Source organism: Pseudomonas sp. zjy_15, assembly GCF_043101865.1.
In the GTDB taxonomy this organism is placed as follows: Bacteria; Pseudomonadota; Gammaproteobacteria; order Pseudomonadales; family Pseudomonadaceae; genus Aquipseudomonas; species Aquipseudomonas putida_Y.
Window position 1 is genome coordinate 1 of sequence record NZ_JBICII010000003.1, and the last position, 16686, is coordinate 16686.

Genomic DNA, 16686 nt, shown 5'->3' on the forward strand with positions numbered 1-16686 from the left:
AACCCGCTCCTACCACGGTGGTGGACACACATCGGGCGTTGGACACAGGCCGCCGTAGGAGCGGGTTCACCCGCGAAGAGGCCAGTACATGCAGCACATCCCGTCAGCCGAAACGATATTCCGGCAACCCTGCCAACCCCTCCTTCAGGTAATCCACCAGCCGCCGTACCTTCGGCGACAGGTGCCTCTGCTGCGGATACAGCGCCCATACCGCCGTATTCGGCGGCTGGTGCGCCTCCAGCAGCGACACCAGCGCACCGCTATTGAGGTGTTCCAGCACGTAGTAATCCGGCAACTGGCATAACCCTATCCCTTGTAACGCCGCATCCAGCACTGCCTGGCCACTGTTGCAGCGCCAGTTGCCCTGTACCCGCTGGCTGATCTCACGGCCATCCTGCTGTAGTGCCCACAAGTCCGAACTCCCCACCAGGCAATTGTGCCGCGCCAGCTCCGACAGGCTGTGCGGCCGGCCATAACGCTCAAGATAGGCCGGCGAGGCGCACAGGTACATGCGCCTCGGCGCCAGGCGGGTAGCCACCAAGCGAGAGTCGGCCAGGCGACCCAGGCGGATGGCCAGGTCCATGCCTTCATGCAGCAGGTCGAGGGTGTGGTTGCTCAGTTCCACATCCACGCGCAGCTGCGGGTACAGCGCCATAAATCGCGTCACCAGCGGCACGATGAAGCGCTCGCCGTAGGCCACAGCGCAGGTCATGCGCAGCAACCCCTTGGGTTCGCTGGCCAGGTCGCCCATGGCGCGCAGCGCTTCCTCACGGCCATCCTGCAAGCGCTGGCAATGCTGCAGGAAGGTCTGCCCGGCCTCGCTCAGGGTTACCCGGCGGGTACTGCGGTACAGCAAGCGCGTTTGCAGGCGTTCTTCCAGCCGGGCGATCTGCCGGCTGATGTGCGATGAGGAAACCCCCAGGCGTTCGGCGGCGGCAGTGAACTGGCCCGATTCGGCCACGGCGACGAATTCGTCGATGCCTTCCCATCGGCTGCTCATCGATTATCCCTGTATGGCAATAATGTTTTGTCTTTGGCCTGATTATTCATCAAAAGGCGCTGAATTACACTGCAAGACTGAATCGACCCACTGTCTGGAGACCTTTGATGATCAAGTCCCGTGCTGCCGTAGCCTTCGAAGCCAAGAAACCCCTGGAAATCGTCGAAGTCGACGTGGCCATGCCAAAGGCCGGTGAAGTGCTGCTGCGCGTGGTCGCCAGCGGTGTCTGCCACACCGATGCCTATACCCTGTCCGGTGCTGACCCGGAGGGTATCTTCCCATCGATCCTCGGCCACGAAGGTGGTGCAATCGTCGAAGCGGTAGGCGAGGGGGTCACCTCGGTCGCTGTAGGTGACCACGTCATCCCGCTGTACACCCCGGAATGCGGCAAGTGCAAGTTCTGCCTCTCGGGCAAGACCAACCTGTGCCAGGCCATCCGCGCCACCCAGGGCAAGGGCCTGATGCCGGACGGCACCACGCGCTTCTCGTACAAGGGCCAGGAGCTGTTCCACTACATGGGTACCTCGACCTTCTCCGAATACACCGTGCTGCCGGAAATTTCCGTGGCCAAGATCCAGAAAGAAGCACCACTGGAGAAGGTCTGCCTGCTGGGCTGCGGCGTCACCACCGGTATCGGCGCGGTGCTCAACACTGCCAAGGTCAAGCCGGGTGATACCGTGGCCATCTTCGGCCTCGGTGGCATCGGCCTGTCGGCCGTGATCGGTGCGGTCAAGGCCAAGGCCTCGCGTATCATCGCCATCGACATCAACCCGGCCAAGTTCGAAATCGCCCGCCAGCTGGGTGCCACCGATTGCGTCAACCCGAAAGACTACGATCGCCCGATCCAGGAAGTGATCGTCGACCTCACCGATGGCGGCGTGGACTTCTCCTTCGAGTGCATCGGCAACGTTCAACTGATGCGCGCCGCCCTGGAATGCTGCCACAAGGGCTGGGGTGAGTCGGTCATCATCGGTGTGGCCGGTGCCGGCCAGGAAATTTCCACGCGTCCGTTCCAGCTGGTGACCGGTCGGGTTTGGCGTGGTTCGGCGTTCGGCGGCGTGCGTGGCCGCAGCGAGCTGCCGAGCTACGTGGAAATGTCCGAGAAAGGCGAGATCCCGCTGGACACCTTCATCACCCACACGATGGGTCTGGAAGACATCAACAAGGCCTTCGACCTGATGCATGAAGGCAAGAGCATCCGTAGCGTGATCCACTTCTGAGGTTTGCCATGAGCCTGGATAACATCTCCTGCCAGAAGAGCTTCGGCGGCTGGCACAAGCGTTACCGGCATCACTCCAAGGTGCTGGGTTGCGACATGGTGTTCGCTGTGTACCTGCCGCCGCAGGCCGAGCAGGGCGAGAAGCTGCCGGTACTGTACTGGCTCAGCGGCCTCACCTGCACCGACGAGAACTTCATGCAGAAGGCCGGCGCCCAGCGTCTGGCCGCCGAGCTGGGGCTGATCATCGTTGCTCCCGACACCAGTCCGCGTGGCGAGCAGGTGCCGGGCGATCCGGACGGCGCCTGGGACTTCGGCCTGGGGGCGGGCTTCTACCTCAACGCTACCCAGCAACCCTGGGCCCAGCACTACCGCATGCATGACTATGTGGTGGAGGAGTTGCCAGCCCTGATCGAGGCACATTTCCCGGCGTCGGGCGAGCGCAGCATCAGCGGCCACTCCATGGGGGGCCATGGCGCGCTGGTGTGCGCCTTGCGCAACCCGGGGCGCTACCGCTCGGTGTCGGCATTCTCGCCGATCAGCAATCCGATGGATTGTCCGTGGGGCGAGAAGGCCTTCAGCCGCTACCTGGGTGAAGACCGTGGGCGCTGGCGTGAGTGGGATGCCAGCGTGCTGCTGGCTGAAACCCCTGCTGGCCAATGCCCGCCGTTGCTGGTGGACCAGGGCGACCGTGACGACTTCCTCGAGAAGCAACTCAAGCCTGAAGCACTGGAACAGGCGGCACGCAAAGGTGGCCATGAAATGACCCTGCGTATGCAGCCGGGCTATGACCATAGCTACTACTTCATTGCCAGCTTCATCGAGGAGCACCTACGCCATCATGCGGTGGCACTGGGGCGGGTGTAACACCCTGGTCCAAAAGCCGCCAAACCCGCTGCAAAGCAGGTAGAATCACGCCCTGACTCTTTCAGGGCGTTTTCTTATGCGTATTGGCCACGGCTACGATGTGCACCGTTTCTGCGACGGTGATTTCATTACCTTGGGCGGGGTGCGCATCCCGCACAAATACGGCCTGCTGGCCCATTCCGACGGTGACGTGCTGCTGCACGCCCTGAGCGATGCCTTGCTTGGCGCTGCGGCACTGGGCGACATCGGCAAGCACTTCCCTGACACTGACCCGCAGTTCAAGGGGGCTGACAGCCGCGCGCTGCTGCGCCATGTAGTCGGCATCGTCAAGGCCAAGGGCTGGAAGGTCGGCAACGTTGACGCCACCATCGTCGCCCAGGCACCGAAAATGGCCCCACACATCGAAACCATGCGCCAGTTGATCGCCGAAGACCTGCAGGTCGAGCTCGACCAGGTCAATGTCAAGGCCACCACCACAGAGAAGCTGGGCTTTACCGGTCGCGAGGAGGGCATTGCCGTGCATTCGGTCGCCCTGCTGCTGCCAGCATGACCGAACTGGAACTGCTGGGCCCGCGCGCATCGGGTGAATCCCTGGGTACCGCCGTCCTCAAAGCGGTTGCCGAAGACTTTCAGGTTGACGAAGTCCTGGATATCCCGCTATCGGGCCAGGGCGAGCACCTGTGGCTGTGGGTCGAGAAGCGTGATCTGAACACTGAAGAAGCTGCCCGGCGCCTCGCCCGCGCCGCTGGCGTGCCGGTGCGCAGCATCAGCTACGCCGGCCTCAAGGACCGCCAGGCGCTGACCCGCCAGTGGTTCAGCCTGCACCTGCCGGGCAAGGCCGACCCGGATCTGTCGCGAGCCGAGGATGCCAGCCTGCGTGTGCTCAAGCAGGTGCGTCACCAGCGCAAACTGCAGCGCGGGGCGCATTCGGCCAACGGTTTCACCTTGCGCCTGACGGCCTTGGCTGCCGATCACCAGGCGGTTGATGCGCGTCTGGAACAGCTCAGGCGGCAAGGTGTGCCCAACTATTTCGGCACCCAGCGCTTCGGGCACGGCGGTGGCAACGTCCATGACGCCCTCGATTGGGCCGTACGCAAGGCTTTGCCTGAACAGCGCAACGTGCGTTCGCGGCTGCTTTCGGCCGGGCGCAGCTACCTGTTCAATCAGGTGCTGGCTGCGCGTGTCGCTGACGGTAGCTGGACCCGAGCCCAGGTCGGGGACCTGCTGGCGTTCACCGACAGCCGCAGTTTCTTCCCGGCGGGTGAGGCAGAATGTGGCGACCCGCGCCTGGCGATTCTCGACCTGCATCCGACCGGCCCGATGTGGGGGGAGGGCGCTTCGCCTGCTGGCGCTGCGCCTGCCCAGCTGGAAAACGCTATCGGCTCAAGTCAGCCAGCACTTTGCCAGTGGTTGGCCCAGGCGGGCATGGATCACGAACGACGAATTCTGCGGCTCCCTATTGGCGGCCTGACGTGGCATTATCCCGAGCCTGATATCCTGCAACTGGAATTCGTCCTGCCGGCCGGATGCTTCGCCACCGTGGTGGTGCGTGAAGTCGTGGATCTGGTGTCGGCAGGGCAGACGGACAGCCCATGCGTATTCTGATTTCGAATGACGACGGTGTTACCGCACCTGGCATCGCCGCGCTGCATGCTGCGCTGGTGGATTATGCCGAGTGCGCGGTGATCGCCCCGGATCAAGACAAGAGCGGCGCCAGCAGTTCGCTGACGCTGGACCGGCCACTGCATCCGCAGACCCTGGCCAATGGCTTCATCAGCCTCAATGGCACGCCGACCGATTGCGTGCACCTGGGGCTCAATGGGCTGTTGCCGCAGACGCCGGACATGGTCGTATCGGGGATCAACCTCGGTGCCAACCTGGGCGATGACGTGCTGTATTCGGGTACGGTCGCTGCGGCGCTGGAAGGCCGCTTCCTCGGCGGTACCTCGCTGGCGTTCTCGCTGTTGTCGCGCCAGCCGGACAACCTGCCGACCGCGGCCTATATCGCCCGCCGCCTGGTCGAGGCACAGTCGCGCCTGGCGTTGCCGCCACGCACCGTACTCAACATCAATATTCCCAACTTGCCGCTGGAGCACATCCGTGGCATCCAGCTCACCCGTCTCGGTCACCGGGCGCGGGCGGCGGCGCCAACCAAGGTAGTCAACCCGCGTGGCAAGGAAGGCTACTGGATTGCCGTGGCCGGTGATGCCGAGGATGGCGGGCCGGGCACCGACTTCCACGCGGTGATGCAAGGCTACGTATCGATTACCCCGCTGCAACTCGATCGCACCTTCAATGATGCCTTCGAGCAGCTCGATGGTTGGCTGGAGGGCCTGCTCTGATGCGTGAGGACGATATGCTGCGGCGTGGCATCGGCATGACCTCTCAGCGTACCCGGGAGCGGCTGATCCAGCGCTTGTGCGAGGAGGGTGTTTCGAACCCCAAGGTGCTTGACGTGATCCGGCGTACGCCGCGCCACCTGTTCGTTGACGAGGCGCTGGCGCATCGGGCTTACGAAGACACCGCGCTGCCGATCGGCCACAACCAGACCATCTCCCAGCCGTTCATGGTTGCTCACATGAGCGAGCTGTTGCTCGAGGCCGGGCCACTGGACAAGGTGCTGGAGATTGGTACCGGCTCGGGTTACCAGACGGCGATCCTGGCCCAGCTGGTCGAGCGGGTGTTCTCGGTAGAGCGCATCAAGGTACTGCAGGATCGGGCCAAAGAGCGCCTGGTGGAACTGAACCTGCGCAACGTGGTATTCCGCTGGGGCGACGGTTGCGAGGGGTGGCCGGCACTTGCGCCGTACAATGGCATCATCGTCACCGCCGTGGCGCCGGAGGTGCCACAGGCACTGCTCGACCAGCTGGCACCCGGTGGGCGCATGGTCATCCCGGTAGGGCCGGCCGGCGAAACGCAGCAACTGATGCTGATCGTACGCGAGGAGCATGGTTTCTCCCGTCGCGTGCTGGGGGCTGTGCGTTTCGTGCCGCTGCTCAATGGTCCGCTGGCCTGAGGTCTGTTGAACTGAGCTGTGCAGGCATGAGGCGCGGTGTATTTTTGTGCCGGTGGCGAATTCTTGTCGCTTCGCCCTGTCTATCAGGCGGTGCGAAGCGCTAACGCACAGCGTGCACCGGGGTTTTGCGCTCGTCTTTCGTAGCCGTCTGCCAATACCGGCTGGCTTGGTTATAATTGCAACAATATTGCATTTCTTGTCTTCATATCGATTTTCGGCACCATGAGGGGAGCGCGGGTGGGTCACACAGTCATTCGGCAGCGCAAGGACGGCTCGGGTTTCAAGCTTCTGGTGATTGCATTGGCCATGGGCGCGCTTCTGGTGGGTTGCTCAAGCACCGGCAGCAACAGCGCGCGGGTGGTCGACCGCAACAACACCGTTCCCAAGCGTCCGGCAGTGACTTCCGGGCAATATATCGTCAAGCCAGGCGACACCCTGTTCTCCATCGCCTTCCGTTATGGTTGGGACTACAAGGAGCTGGCTGCACGCAATGGCATCCGGGCGCCTTATACCATTCGCCCGGGCCAGGCGATTCGATTCAGCAGCGGCTCCGGCAGCCGCACCACGGTGGTGTCCAGCCCGTCCTCGTCAAGCCGCACTACGGTCACGCGGCGGCCTGTGGGCACTCCTGCCACGGCGCCTGCCAGCACCCGTAAACCGGTCACGCCGGCCTCTTCGGGCAATGCGCCAGCGGTTGCCAGTGTGCCGGCTGCGGAGCGTGCCGTAGGCGGTTGGGCCTGGCCGGCCAACGGCGTGCTGATTGGAAAATTCGCTTCAAACGGTAGTTTGAATAAAGGCATTGATATCGCCGGTGATTTGGGACAGCCTGTTTTTGCTGCGTCTGATGGTGCAGTGGTCTACGCCGGAAGTGGTTTGAGGGGCTACGGCGAGCTGATCATCATCAAGCACAGCGACACCTACGTCAGTGCCTACGGTCATAACCGCAGGCTGTTGGTTCGGGAGGGGCAGCAGGTCAAGGCAGGGCAGTCGATTGCTGAAATGGGGTCTACGGGCACAGATCGGGTGAAGCTGCATTTCGAGATTCGCCGCCAGGGCAAACCCGTCGATCCGCTCCAGTTCCTGCCACGTCGTTGATCGTTGTACCCAGCCTGTTCCTGTGATGTAGAGGGGACAGGCTCAAGCGCTGCCAGGGATAAAGGTGCCGCTCGAGTCTGAGTTCGAACTCAGCAAAGGATTATAACAATGGCTCTCAGTAAAGAAGTGCCGGAGTTTGACATCGATGATGACGTCCTCCTGATGGAGACGGGTATCGTTTTGGAAACGGATGTGGTGTCAGACGAACCTGCTGTATCTTCGGTTCGGACGAGGGCCAGGTCGGGCTCTTCGCTCAAGCAACACAAGTACATCGATTACAGCCGGGCGCTCGATGCCACCCAGTTGTATCTCAACGAGATCGGTTTCTCGCCGCTGCTTTCGCCGGAAGAAGAAGTGCATTTTGCGCGCTTGTCGCAAAAGGGTGACCCTGCCGGCCGCAAGCGCATGATCGAAAGCAACCTGCGCCTGGTTGTCAAAATTGCCCGTCGTTACGTGAACCGTGGCCTGTCGTTGCTCGACCTGATCGAGGAAGGCAACCTGGGGTTGATCCGTGCGGTCGAGAAGTTCGACCCGGAGCGTGGTTTCCGTTTCTCGACCTATGCGACCTGGTGGATTCGCCAGACCATCGAACGGGCGATCATGAACCAGACCCGCACCATTCGCCTGCCGATCCACGTGGTCAAGGAACTGAACGTCTACCTGCGCGCCGCGCGCGAGCTGACCCAGAAACTCGACCACGAACCTTCACCAGAAGAAATCGCCACGCTGCTGGAGAAGCCGGTCACCGAGGTCAAGCGCATGCTGGGCCTGAATGAGCGGGTGTCGTCGGTGGATGTGTCGCTTGGCCCGGACTCGGACAAGACCCTGCTTGATACGCTGACCGACGACCGTCCGACTGATCCGTGCGAATTGCTGCAGGATGACGACCTGTCGCAGAGCATCGATCAGTGGCTGGGTGAGCTGACCGACAAGCAGCGCGAGGTGGTGGTGCGTCGCTTTGGCCTGCGTGGGCATGAAAGCAGTACCCTTGAGGATGTTGGCCTGGAGATAGGCCTGACCCGGGAACGGGTGCGGCAGATTCAGGTAGAGGGGCTCAAGCGTTTGCGCGAGATCCTTGAGAAGAATGGCCTGTCCAGTGAGTCCTTGTTCCAGTAGCGAAGGTCTGTGTCACTCAAAACGCCCCGATGACCTCGGGGCGTTTTCGTCTGTAGCGGAAAAGCTTGAGAGCGGCGGGGCGCACTTCAGGGCAGAACAGATACCCAATGTGTATTCCGCTACCCCGGTAACATTGCATGTAAGCCTTTTCTTACTCGTTTTGTAAGCTATCTATGCAAGCCTCAGTAGACCATTGTCGTTTCCTGGCTCTGTTTTTTTACAACTCATTGAAAATCATGATTTATTCGCCGCTGACCATATGTGTCGTCGGAAATACCCTGTGAGGTCTCGCGCTTGCCCGCCCGGCTCAACCCGCTAGTATTCGAACTGTGCACAGGGACATGCACAGGCTTTCAGGATGAAGGCCAAGGACATCGCAAGAAGCGATTTCATCAGGATGATGTTTGGGACAAGCAGGGACTACGGAAAAAATGTGGGCGGGTCAAACCGCCCCTTTTTTTTGCACGTAGGAAAACAAAAAAGGCCCCGAAGGGCCTTTTTCGCGTCTGGGCGCTATCAGCGCTCCAGGTCGGCAATCTTGCCGGTCTTGCCATCCCATTCTTCAGCGTCCGGCAGGGCATCCTTACGCTCGGTGATATTAGGCCAGATTTCCGCCAGCTCGGCGTTCAGCTCGATGAAGTTTTCCATGCCCGAAGGCACTTCGTCTTCCGAGAAGATGGCTTGCGCTGGGCACTCCGGCTCGCACAGGGCGCAGTCGATGCACTCGTCCGGGTGGATGACCAGGAAGTTCGGGCCTTCGTAGAAGCAGTCCACCGGACAGACTTCCACGCAGTCGGTGTATTTGCATTTGATGCAGTTGTCGGTGACGACGAAGGTCATTTCTAATTCTCTCCTCAGGCGACGGCGGCGGCCCTTCCTCTCAGGGCCGCGCGGTTTACGGGCATGTGGCTGCAGGCCAGGCTAATAACCTGCAGCACCAGCAAACCGCGGCGGATTCTACCAGCTTGTAATGGGCGCCGTTATAACAGGTTCTTTAGTTGATATAGCATTTCGATAGCTTGACGCGGGGTCATGTCGTCCAGTTGCAGCTTGCCCAGCTTCTCGATGGCTGGATGTGGCAGGCTGGCGAACAGGTCGCTCTGGTGCGGTACCTGCGGCGCATCCTTGGCTTTTGCGGCCGGGGGCTGCTCGTGCGGCAGGCTGGTGGTTTCCAGGCGCCCCAGGTGTTCGCGGGCACGCTGGATGACCGCCGTGGGGACGCCGGCCAGTTGCGCCACGGCCAGGCCGTAGCTCTGGCTGGCAGGGCCGGGCAGTACATGGTGCAGGAACACGATGCGTTCGTTGTGCTCGGTGGCGTTCAGGTGCACGTTGGCCACCAGCGGCTCGCTCTCCGGCAGCACGGTCAGTTCGAAGTAGTGCGTGGCGAACAGTGTGTAGGCACGCAGTTGGGCCAGGCGCTCGGCGGCGGCCCAGGCCAGCGACAGGCCGTCAAAGGTACTGGTGCCGCGGCCCACTTCGTCCATCAGCACCAGGCTGCGGTCGGTGGCGTTGTGCAGGATGTTGGCGGTTTCGCTCATCTCGACCATGAAGGTCGAGCGCCCGCCTGCCAGGTCGTCACTGGAGCCGATGCGCGTGAAGATGCGGTCGACCAGCGACAGCTCGCAACTCGCCGCAGGGACGAAGCTGCCGATGTGCGCCAGCAGCACGATCAGGGCGGTCTGGCGCATGTAGGTGGACTTACCGCCCATGTTCGGGCCGGTGATGATCAGCATGCGCGTGCTGTTGTCCAGGCCCAGGTCGTTGGCCACGAACGGTGTGGTCAGTACCTGCTCCACCACCGGGTGGCGGCCTTGCTCGATGCGCAGGCACGGTTCGTCGACAAAGCGCGGGCAGTTAAGGTCGAGGTTAAGCGCCCGCTCGGCCAGGTTGCTGAGCACATCCAGTTCGGCCAGCGCGGCTGCGCTGTCCTGCAGGGGTGCCAGGTGGCTGATCAAGGTTTCCAGCAGGGCGTCGTAGAGCATCTTTTCGCGGGCCAGGGCGCGGCTTTTGGCCGACAATGCCTTGTCCTCGAACGCCTTCAGCTCCGGGGTGATGAAGCGCTCGGCGCCTTTGAGTGTCTGGCGGCGGATGTAGTCGCCCGGGGCCTGCTCGGCCTGCTTGGTCGGCAGTTCGATGAAGTAGCCGTGTACACGGTTGTAGCCGACCTTGAGGTTGGCAAGGCCGGTACGGGCCTTTTCCCGGGCTTCCAGGTCGATCAGGAACTGGCCGGCGTTCTCGCTGATTGCCAGCAGCTCGTCCAGTTCGTTGTCATAGCCGGCCTTCAGTACACCGCCGTCGCGGATCACCGCCGGCGGGTTGTCGATGATTGCCCGCTCCAGCAGGCTGGCCAGCTCCGGATAGGTACCGGTAATCGCCGCCAGGCGCGCCAGGTGCGGCGCTTCGAGCTCGGTCATGGCGTTCTGCAACTCTGGCAACGCGCCCAGCGCATCGCGCAGGCGTGCCAGGTCGCGCGGGCGGGCATTGCGCAGGCCAATACGGGCGAGGATCCGCTCGATATCGCCAATTTCCTTCAACTGCGGCTGCAGCTTTTCGAAGCGGTAGCTGTCGAGCAGGCAGCGGATCGAGTCCTGGCGTGCTTGCAGCACCTTGAGGTCGCGCAGTGGGCGGTTCAGCCAGCGGCTCAGCAGGCGGCTGGCCATGGCGGTCTGGCAGCGGTCGATTACCGATTGCAGGGTGTTGTCGCGCCCACCGGCCAGGTTGATGTCCAGCTCCAGGTTGCGCCGGCTGGCACCATCGAGGATGACCGTATCATCCAGGCGCTCGTGGCGCAGGCTGCGCAAGTGCGGCAGGGCGGTGCGCTGGGTTTCCTTGGCGTAGGTCAGCAGGCAGCCGGCGGCACCGATGGCCAGGGTCAGCTTGTCGCAGCCGAAGCCCTTGAGGTCCTTGGTCGCGAACTGCTGGCACAGGGCCTTGCGTGCCGAGTCGCGGTCGAAGTCCCACGGTGCGCGGCGGCGGGCGCCTGGGCGTTTCTCCGCAGGCAGGTCCCGTGGCCAGTCGTCGGGGATCAACAGCTCGACCGGGTTCAGGCGCTCGAGTTCGGCCAGCAGGTTTTCCCAGCCCTTGATCTCCTGCACGCTGAAATTGCCGCTGGTGATGTCCAGTACCGCCAGGCCGAACAGGCGCTCGTCACCGAGCAGTGCGGCAATCAGGTTGTCGCGGCGCTCGTCGAGCAGTGCCTCGTCACTGACCGTGCCCGGGGTGATGATGCGCACCACCTGGCGTTCCACCGGACCCTTGCTGGTGGCCGGGTCGCCGATCTGCTCACAGATCACCACCGACTCGCCGAGTTTGACCAGCTTGGCCAGGTAACCCTCCAGCGAATGGAACGGAATCCCGCACATGGGGATGGACTGGCCGGCCGACTGACCGCGGGCGGTCAGGGTGATATCCAGCAGTTTCGCGGCCTTTTTCGCATCTTCGTAGAAGATTTCGTAGAAGTCGCCCATGCGGTAGAACATCAGCTGGTCCGGGTGCTGGTTCTTCAGCTTCCAGTACTGCTGCATCATCGGGGTGTGTGCGGAAAGATCTGACATTCAGGGCCTTACAGGGGGGATCTGGTTGGCGATGGTAAACCCGTAATGGTACAGGCTTTTTCGTTGCGATGCAGGCGCGTGCTTTGGGGCATGCGCGCAGTCTGGCGGGCAATGGTGGAGCTGCACCGCGTAACCCTCTAGAATGCGCGCCCCTCGATGAATGCCCCTAGCCGTGACCTGCACGATGAATGTGTCCAGCCCTGTCCCTTATGTATCGCAACAGCTGATCTACCTCCTTTATGGCGAGCGCCGGATCTACCAGCTGGAGGCAAAACTCAGCATCCTTACCGCCCTGGCCCGTTGCAGGTCGGCTGAGCTGCCGGTGATCCGTGTGCTTACCGACCAGCCACAGGCTTTTGCCGGCTGGCCGGTGGAAGTGATCGCACTGGACGAGCAGACCCTGCAGGCCTGGGCCGGCTACGGCGGCTACACCCACCGGCGCAAGGCCTGTGCCATTGCCCTGGCCGGTCAGTGGGCGGACAAGACCGTGTTCATCGATACCGATACGGTATTTCTGCAGTCGCCGCAAAAGCTGTTCAGCCAGGTCGATGCCGGGCAGTTCTTGGTCGACGAGGTGGAAATGAGCTGGGCCGAGGCCTCCCGCAGCAGTTATTACCGCAGTTTCACCGAAGGACTTGCGGAGTCGGGCGAAGCGCCGGCCGATGACTTGCGGCTGTGTAACAGCGGTGTCATGGGCTTTATCCGCGACAACGTAGGCACCGCCGAGCGCGCCATCTGCCGGATCGACACCTGGACGCCGTATGCCCGTGACCTGCATACGATCGAGCAGATCGCCTTTTCCTTCGAACTGGATGGCGCGCAGATCAACGAGGCGCGCGGCGTGATCAGCCATTACTTTGCGATGAAGCAGTACGTGCATGCCATTCTAGAAATCTTCTTTGCCCGGCATGGCGAGCATTTTCATCCGAAGATGCCAGGTCTGGCCCTGAAGGTGCCGGCGCACCGCCCGGAGCCCTCGTGGTTGACTCGGCTCTCGGTGAAATGGAGCCTCAAGCATGTGCCCCGGGAGCTGCGTGGCATCGGCCGCAAGTTGCTCTATGGCAGTGTGATGAGTGGTGATGATTACCAGCGCGCGTGCAAGGTGGTCTGGTGGCGTTCGGCAATTGAGGACATGCGCAAGCTGGGCGGCTTCGACTGTAGCCGGGAGTGGCCTGAGGGGCTGCCGCGGTTGGGGCAGCGTGACGAACTGGCGTTCAGCGAAATCGCCCGGGCCAGCCTGAAAGTTCCTGAGCCAGAGTTCGAAGCAGGGTGATAGGGTAGAGAGCCGCCCTCAAGGAGCACCCTACATGGACCCGATCACCACGCTCGCCACCCGTCTGGGTGAACACCTGCGCCGATTCAATGCGCAGGTGACTACCGCCGAATCATGCACCGGTGGTGGCATTGCCGAAGCCATCACCCGCATACCTGGCAGCTCGGCCTGGTTCGAAGCCGGCTACGTCACCTATTCCAATGCCCAGAAAACCCGCCAGCTGGGGGTACCTGAAGCGTTGTTCGGTCAGGTGGGGGCAGTCAGCCAGGAAGTGGTCGAAGCCATGGTCCGCGGAGCTCAGGCCGCCAGTGGCGCACGCTTTGCCGTGGCGGTGAGTGGTGTGGCCGGGCCGGACGGCGGCTCGCCAGCCAAACCGGTGGGCACCGTGTGGCTGGCCTGGGGTGACGGCGACCGGGTGTTCAGCGAACGCCGGCAGTTCGACGGTGACCGCGAGGCGGTGCGTCGACAGACGGTGATCGCCGCGTTAGACGGCTTGTTACAGCTTGGTGCCGAGTAAATCGACGACAGGGGTTTGCGCGGGCGTCTGCCTGTGGAATAATACTGGCTACTTATACAGGTATTCCGGCCGTCAGGGCCAAGTCGAACACGTGAGGATTTCAATGGACGACAACAAGAAGCGCGCCTTGGCTGCGGCCCTGGGTCAGATCGAACGCCAATTTGGTAAAGGCGCGGTCATGCGCATGGGTGACCATGAGCGTCAAGGCATTCCTGCCATTTCCACCGGCTCGCTGGGCCTGGATATCGCCCTGGGTATCGGCGGTCTGCCAAAAGGCCGTATCGTCGAGATCTACGGCCCGGAATCGTCGGGTAAGACCACGCTGACGCTGTCTGTCATCGCTGAAGCGCAGAAGAACGGTGCCACCTGCGCCTTCGTCGACGCCGAGCATGCCCTTGACCCTGAGTACGCCGGCAAGCTGGGCGTCAACGTCGATGACCTGTTGGTTTCGCAGCCGGACACCGGTGAACAGGCCCTTGAAATCACCGACATGCTGGTGCGCTCCAACGCGGTCGACGTGATCATTGTCGACTCCGTGGCCGCGTTGGTGCCGAAGGCCGAGATCGAAGGCGAGATGGGTGATATGCATGTGGGCCTGCAGGCCCGCCTGATGTCCCAGGCGCTGCGCAAGATCACCGGTAACATCAAGAATGCCAACTGCCTGGTCATCTTCATCAACCAGATCCGTATGAAGATCGGTGTGATGTTCGGCAGCCCGGAAACCACGACCGGTGGTAACGCCCTGAAGTTCTATGCTTCGGTCCGTCTGGACATCCGCCGTACCGGCGCGGTCAAGGAAGGCGACGAGGTGGTCGGCAGCGAAACCCGCGTCAAGATCGTCAAGAACAAGGTCTCGCCTCCGTTCCGTCAGGCTGAGTTCCAGATTCTTTACGGCAAAGGTATCTACCGTAACGGCGAGATCATTGACCTGGGGGTATCTCAGGGCCTGGTCGAGAAGTCCGGTGCCTGGTACGCCTACCAGGGCAACAAGATCGGTCAAGGCAAAGCCAACGCTGCCAAGTACCTGGCTGAGAACCCGGCTATTGGTGCCGAGATCGAGAAGCAGATTCGTGACAAGTTGCTGAAAGCGGGCGCTGTTGCTGAAGCCGGCAAAGCTGCTGCTGCCGAAGCTGATGCCGATGACATGGCCGGCGCTGACGCCGGTTATTGATTGCGCAGTAGATAGCCGAATATGTCCGCCGTACTCGATACCCCCGTCGCCATCCGGCGGACAGCCATGGACCTGCTCGCACGACGTGAGCACGGTCGAGTCGAGCTGACGCGCAAGTTGCGTCAGCGCGGCGCTTCTGACGAGTTGATCGAGCCTGAACTCGATCGGCTCGCCGAAGAAGGGCTGCTTAGTGAAGCCCGCTACCTTGAGAGTTTCATCCGTTATCGTTCCGGCTCTGGCTATGGCCCTGCGCGTATTCGCGAAGAGCTATGTCAGCGTGGTTTGGCGCGTGCAGACATCGACCAGGCCCTGCGTGAAAGCGAGGTGAATTGGGGTGAGCGTATGCGAGACGTGTGGCAGCGCAAGTTTGCTGGGCAGCGCCCGCAAGATCCGCGCAGCCGTGCCCAGCAGACCCGGTTCCTGGCTTACCGTGGGTTCCCCATGGACATGATCGGCCGTCTGCTCAACGGGCGTGATCTCGACGATTATTGACGCTCGGTATGTGCCCGTAGCGGATAATCTGTTTTGCCAAATTCCCCAGGCTGTCTCCATTCCATTGTAGGAGCGGGTTCACCCGCGAATACGGTGGCGGCTGTGACGGTGAATGGCCGGGGAGATTGGCTGGCAGGCCCGGCCCTTTCGCGGGTGAACCCGCTCCTGCAACGGTCTATGCCCAACCATCGACCAGGTGTTGCTCCTGCCGGCATCACGCGAGCTGTTACAAAAAGCATCAACTCACTTTCAGCGCCTGCCTGGCCCTCTGCGTGGTATGTATCGGCTCCGGCTTGGCCCAGTTCTCCGGCAGGTTGATGAAATCCACCAACTCACGCAAGCGGCCCTGATCCCGGCCGTTGAAGGCGAATGACAGGCGGGTCAGGTGGCTGTAATTGCCAACTTCGTGCTCGGCGCTGCTATCCGCTTGCTGGTGATATTTGCCACTCAGGCGCAAATCGGCAAAACCTTCCTGAATGTCATACAGCGCCGCTTCGCTGAGCGGGTGATGCATGCGAATCACGAACTGGCTCTTCAACCAGCGGCTGGAATGGTAGTTGCTGTAGAACTGGTTGATTTCCTCAACGGCCTCGTCGGCACTGTGCACCAGGCGCACCAGTTTCAGGTCGCTGGGCAGGATGTAGCGGTTTTCTTCGAGCTGGCGGCTGATGAAGTCCAGGCAGTCGTGCCAGAAGCTTCCGCCCGGCGAATCCAGTAGCACAACCGGCACCAGTGGGCTCTTGCCGGTCTGGATCAAGGTCAGTACCTCCAGCGCTTCATCCAGGGTGCCGAAGCCGCCAGGGCACAACACCAGGCCATCGGCCTCCTTGACGAAGAACAATTTGCGGATGAAGAAAAAGTGGAACGGCAGTAGTTTGTCGGTACCGTTCACCGTCGGGTTGGCATGTTGTTCGAAGGGTAAGGTGATGTTGAAGCCCAGACTGTGCTCGCTGCCGGCCCCTTCGTGGGCAGCCGCCATGATGCCGCCGCCGGCACCGGTGATGACCATCAGGTCGGAGCGCGCCAGAGTGGCGCCCAGCTCGCGGGCCAGGGCGTACATCGGATGTTCCTGCGGGGTGCGTGCCGAGCCGAACACGGTCACTTTGCGTCGGTCCTTGTAGCGCTGCAGGGTGCGGAACGACTGGTCCAGTTCGCGCAGGGCCTGCAGGGTGATCTTGGCGCTCCAGCGGTCGCTGTCGTCATGGGCCATGCGCAGGATGGTCAGCATCATGTCGCGGTAGAGCGGCAGGTTGGGGCTGTTGGGGGCAACCAGTTGCAGTTGTGCTTCGATATTGCTCAGGTCGATATTGTTGTCGCGGAAGTGGCTGAACAGCAGTTCATTCGAATGGTAAGGCATGCGACGTCTCCT

General features: G+C 62.0%; 16 protein-coding genes. 12 read left to right on the forward strand and 4 right to left on the reverse strand.

Going from position 1 to position 16686, the window contains the following annotated elements:
• Positions 1 to 103: 103 nt before the first annotated feature.
• Complete coding sequence (locus ACF8EF_RS00025) at positions 104 to 1000, reverse strand: LysR substrate-binding domain-containing protein (RefSeq protein ID WP_021785896.1); 897 nt, start codon at positions 998 to 1000, stop codon at positions 104 to 106.
• Between the two features lie 107 nt (positions 1001 to 1107).
• Between ACF8EF_RS00025 and ACF8EF_RS00030 the strand changes: the two genes are divergently transcribed.
• From ACF8EF_RS00030 to rpoS, 8 genes are all read left to right on the forward strand, one after another.
• Positions 1108 to 2220, forward strand: coding sequence for an S-(hydroxymethyl)glutathione dehydrogenase/class III alcohol dehydrogenase (locus ACF8EF_RS00030; RefSeq protein ID WP_021785895.1), 1113 nt, complete (start codon positions 1108 to 1110; stop codon positions 2218 to 2220).
• 8 nt (positions 2221 to 2228) lie between these two features.
• Positions 2229 to 3083: an S-formylglutathione hydrolase gene (gene fghA, locus ACF8EF_RS00035; RefSeq protein WP_014592130.1), complete on the forward strand. Its 855-nt coding sequence runs from the start codon at positions 2229 to 2231 to the stop codon at positions 3081 to 3083.
• 76 nt (positions 3084 to 3159) lie between these two features.
• A complete protein-coding gene (ispF, locus tag ACF8EF_RS00040) occupies positions 3160 to 3633 on the forward strand; it encodes a 2-C-methyl-D-erythritol 2,4-cyclodiphosphate synthase (protein ID WP_003252342.1) in 474 nt (157 codons plus the stop codon).
• Positions 3630 to 4688, forward strand: a complete 1059-nt coding sequence (truD, locus tag ACF8EF_RS00045; RefSeq protein ID WP_392460818.1) for a tRNA pseudouridine(13) synthase TruD — start codon at positions 3630 to 3632, stop codon at positions 4686 to 4688. Before ispF ends, truD begins: the two co-directional genes overlap by 4 nt.
• Complete coding sequence (gene surE / locus ACF8EF_RS00050; protein ID WP_176682772.1) at positions 4676 to 5425, forward strand: 5'/3'-nucleotidase SurE; 750 nt, start codon at positions 4676 to 4678, stop codon at positions 5423 to 5425. Before truD ends, surE begins: the two co-directional genes overlap by 13 nt.
• Positions 5426 to 5460: 35 nt before the next feature.
• Complete coding sequence (locus ACF8EF_RS00055; RefSeq protein ID WP_176682794.1) at positions 5461 to 6099, forward strand: protein-L-isoaspartate(D-aspartate) O-methyltransferase; 639 nt, start codon at positions 5461 to 5463, stop codon at positions 6097 to 6099.
• A gap of 237 nt (positions 6100 to 6336) precedes the next feature.
• Positions 6337 to 7194, forward strand: a complete 858-nt coding sequence (locus ACF8EF_RS00060) for a peptidoglycan DD-metalloendopeptidase family protein (protein ID WP_209963999.1) — start codon at positions 6337 to 6339, stop codon at positions 7192 to 7194.
• A 108-nt stretch (positions 7195 to 7302) separates the two neighbouring features.
• On the forward strand, positions 7303 to 8310 hold the full coding sequence (gene rpoS, locus ACF8EF_RS00065; protein WP_392460820.1) for an RNA polymerase sigma factor RpoS: 1008 nt from the start codon (positions 7303 to 7305) through the stop codon (positions 8308 to 8310).
• Positions 8311 to 8826: 516 nt separating this feature from the next.
• Here rpoS and fdxA read toward each other — a convergent pair.
• On the reverse strand, positions 8827 to 9150 hold the full coding sequence (fdxA, locus tag ACF8EF_RS00070) for a ferredoxin FdxA (RefSeq protein ID WP_027595821.1): 324 nt from the start codon (positions 9148 to 9150) through the stop codon (positions 8827 to 8829).
• Positions 9151 to 9290: 140 nt separating this feature from the next.
• Complete coding sequence (gene mutS, locus ACF8EF_RS00075; RefSeq protein WP_176682773.1) at positions 9291 to 11864, reverse strand: DNA mismatch repair protein MutS; 2574 nt, start codon at positions 11862 to 11864, stop codon at positions 9291 to 9293.
• 184 nt (positions 11865 to 12048) lie between these two features.
• Here mutS and ACF8EF_RS00080 point away from each other — a divergent pair, with 184 nt between their 5' ends.
• The 4 genes from ACF8EF_RS00080 to recX all read left to right on the forward strand — a co-directional run bounded on the left by ACF8EF_RS00080 (position 12049) and on the right by recX (position 15317).
• On the forward strand, positions 12049 to 13137 hold the full coding sequence (locus ACF8EF_RS00080) for a hypothetical protein (protein WP_392460821.1): 1089 nt from the start codon (positions 12049 to 12051) through the stop codon (positions 13135 to 13137).
• 34 nt (positions 13138 to 13171) lie between these two features.
• The gene (locus ACF8EF_RS00085; protein ID WP_010952695.1) at positions 13172 to 13654 is read left to right on the forward strand and encodes a CinA family protein; all 483 of its coding nucleotides are present in this window, start codon (positions 13172 to 13174) and stop codon (positions 13652 to 13654) included.
• Between the two features lie 103 nt (positions 13655 to 13757).
• Positions 13758 to 14825 (forward strand): recombinase RecA, encoded by a 1068-nt coding sequence (recA, locus tag ACF8EF_RS00090; protein ID WP_176682775.1) that lies wholly within the window; start codon positions 13758 to 13760, stop codon positions 14823 to 14825.
• Positions 14826 to 14846: 21 nt separating this feature from the next.
• On the forward strand, positions 14847 to 15317 hold the full coding sequence (gene recX / locus ACF8EF_RS00095) for a recombination regulator RecX (RefSeq protein ID WP_019436651.1): 471 nt from the start codon (positions 14847 to 14849) through the stop codon (positions 15315 to 15317).
• Positions 15318 to 15555: 238 nt separating this feature from the next.
• On the opposite strand, the gene ACF8EF_RS00100 is transcribed toward recX, so the two are convergent.
• On the reverse strand, positions 15556 to 16674 hold the full coding sequence (locus ACF8EF_RS00100) for an LOG family protein (RefSeq protein WP_392460822.1): 1119 nt from the start codon (positions 16672 to 16674) through the stop codon (positions 15556 to 15558).
• Positions 16675 to 16686 lie beyond the last annotated feature (12 nt).

Bases quoted from the DNA above. Each gene is read 5' to 3' on its own strand.
- ACF8EF_RS00055 (WP_176682794.1), top strand. From the start codon at position 5,461: ATGACCTCTCAGCGTACCCGGGAGCGGCTGATCCAGCGCTTGTGCGAG.
- ACF8EF_RS00100 (WP_392460822.1), bottom strand. From the start codon at position 16,674: ATGCCTTACCATTCGAATGAACTGCTGTTCAGCCACTTCCGCGACAAC.
- surE (WP_176682772.1), top strand. From the start codon at position 4,676: ATGCGTATTCTGATTTCGAATGACGACGGTGTTACCGCACCTGGCATC.
- mutS (WP_176682773.1), bottom strand. From the start codon at position 11,864: ATGTCAGATCTTTCCGCACACACCCCGATGATGCAGCAGTACTGGAAG.
- ACF8EF_RS00025 (WP_021785896.1), bottom strand. From the start codon at position 1,000: ATGAGCAGCCGATGGGAAGGCATCGACGAATTCGTCGCCGTGGCCGAA.
- truD (WP_392460818.1), top strand. From the start codon at position 3,630: ATGACCGAACTGGAACTGCTGGGCCCGCGCGCATCGGGTGAATCCCTG.
- ACF8EF_RS00080 (WP_392460821.1), top strand. From the start codon at position 12,049: ATGAATGTGTCCAGCCCTGTCCCTTATGTATCGCAACAGCTGATCTAC.
- fghA (WP_014592130.1), top strand. From the start codon at position 2,229: ATGAGCCTGGATAACATCTCCTGCCAGAAGAGCTTCGGCGGCTGGCAC.
- rpoS (WP_392460820.1), top strand. From the start codon at position 7,303: ATGGCTCTCAGTAAAGAAGTGCCGGAGTTTGACATCGATGATGACGTC.
- ACF8EF_RS00085 (WP_010952695.1), top strand. From the start codon at position 13,172: ATGGACCCGATCACCACGCTCGCCACCCGTCTGGGTGAACACCTGCGC.
- recA (WP_176682775.1), top strand. From the start codon at position 13,758: ATGGACGACAACAAGAAGCGCGCCTTGGCTGCGGCCCTGGGTCAGATC.
- fdxA (WP_027595821.1), bottom strand. From the start codon at position 9,150: ATGACCTTCGTCGTCACCGACAACTGCATCAAATGCAAATACACCGAC.
- ACF8EF_RS00030 (WP_021785895.1), top strand. From the start codon at position 1,108: ATGATCAAGTCCCGTGCTGCCGTAGCCTTCGAAGCCAAGAAACCCCTG.
- ispF (WP_003252342.1), top strand. From the start codon at position 3,160: ATGCGTATTGGCCACGGCTACGATGTGCACCGTTTCTGCGACGGTGAT.
- recX (WP_019436651.1), top strand. From the start codon at position 14,847: ATGTCCGCCGTACTCGATACCCCCGTCGCCATCCGGCGGACAGCCATG.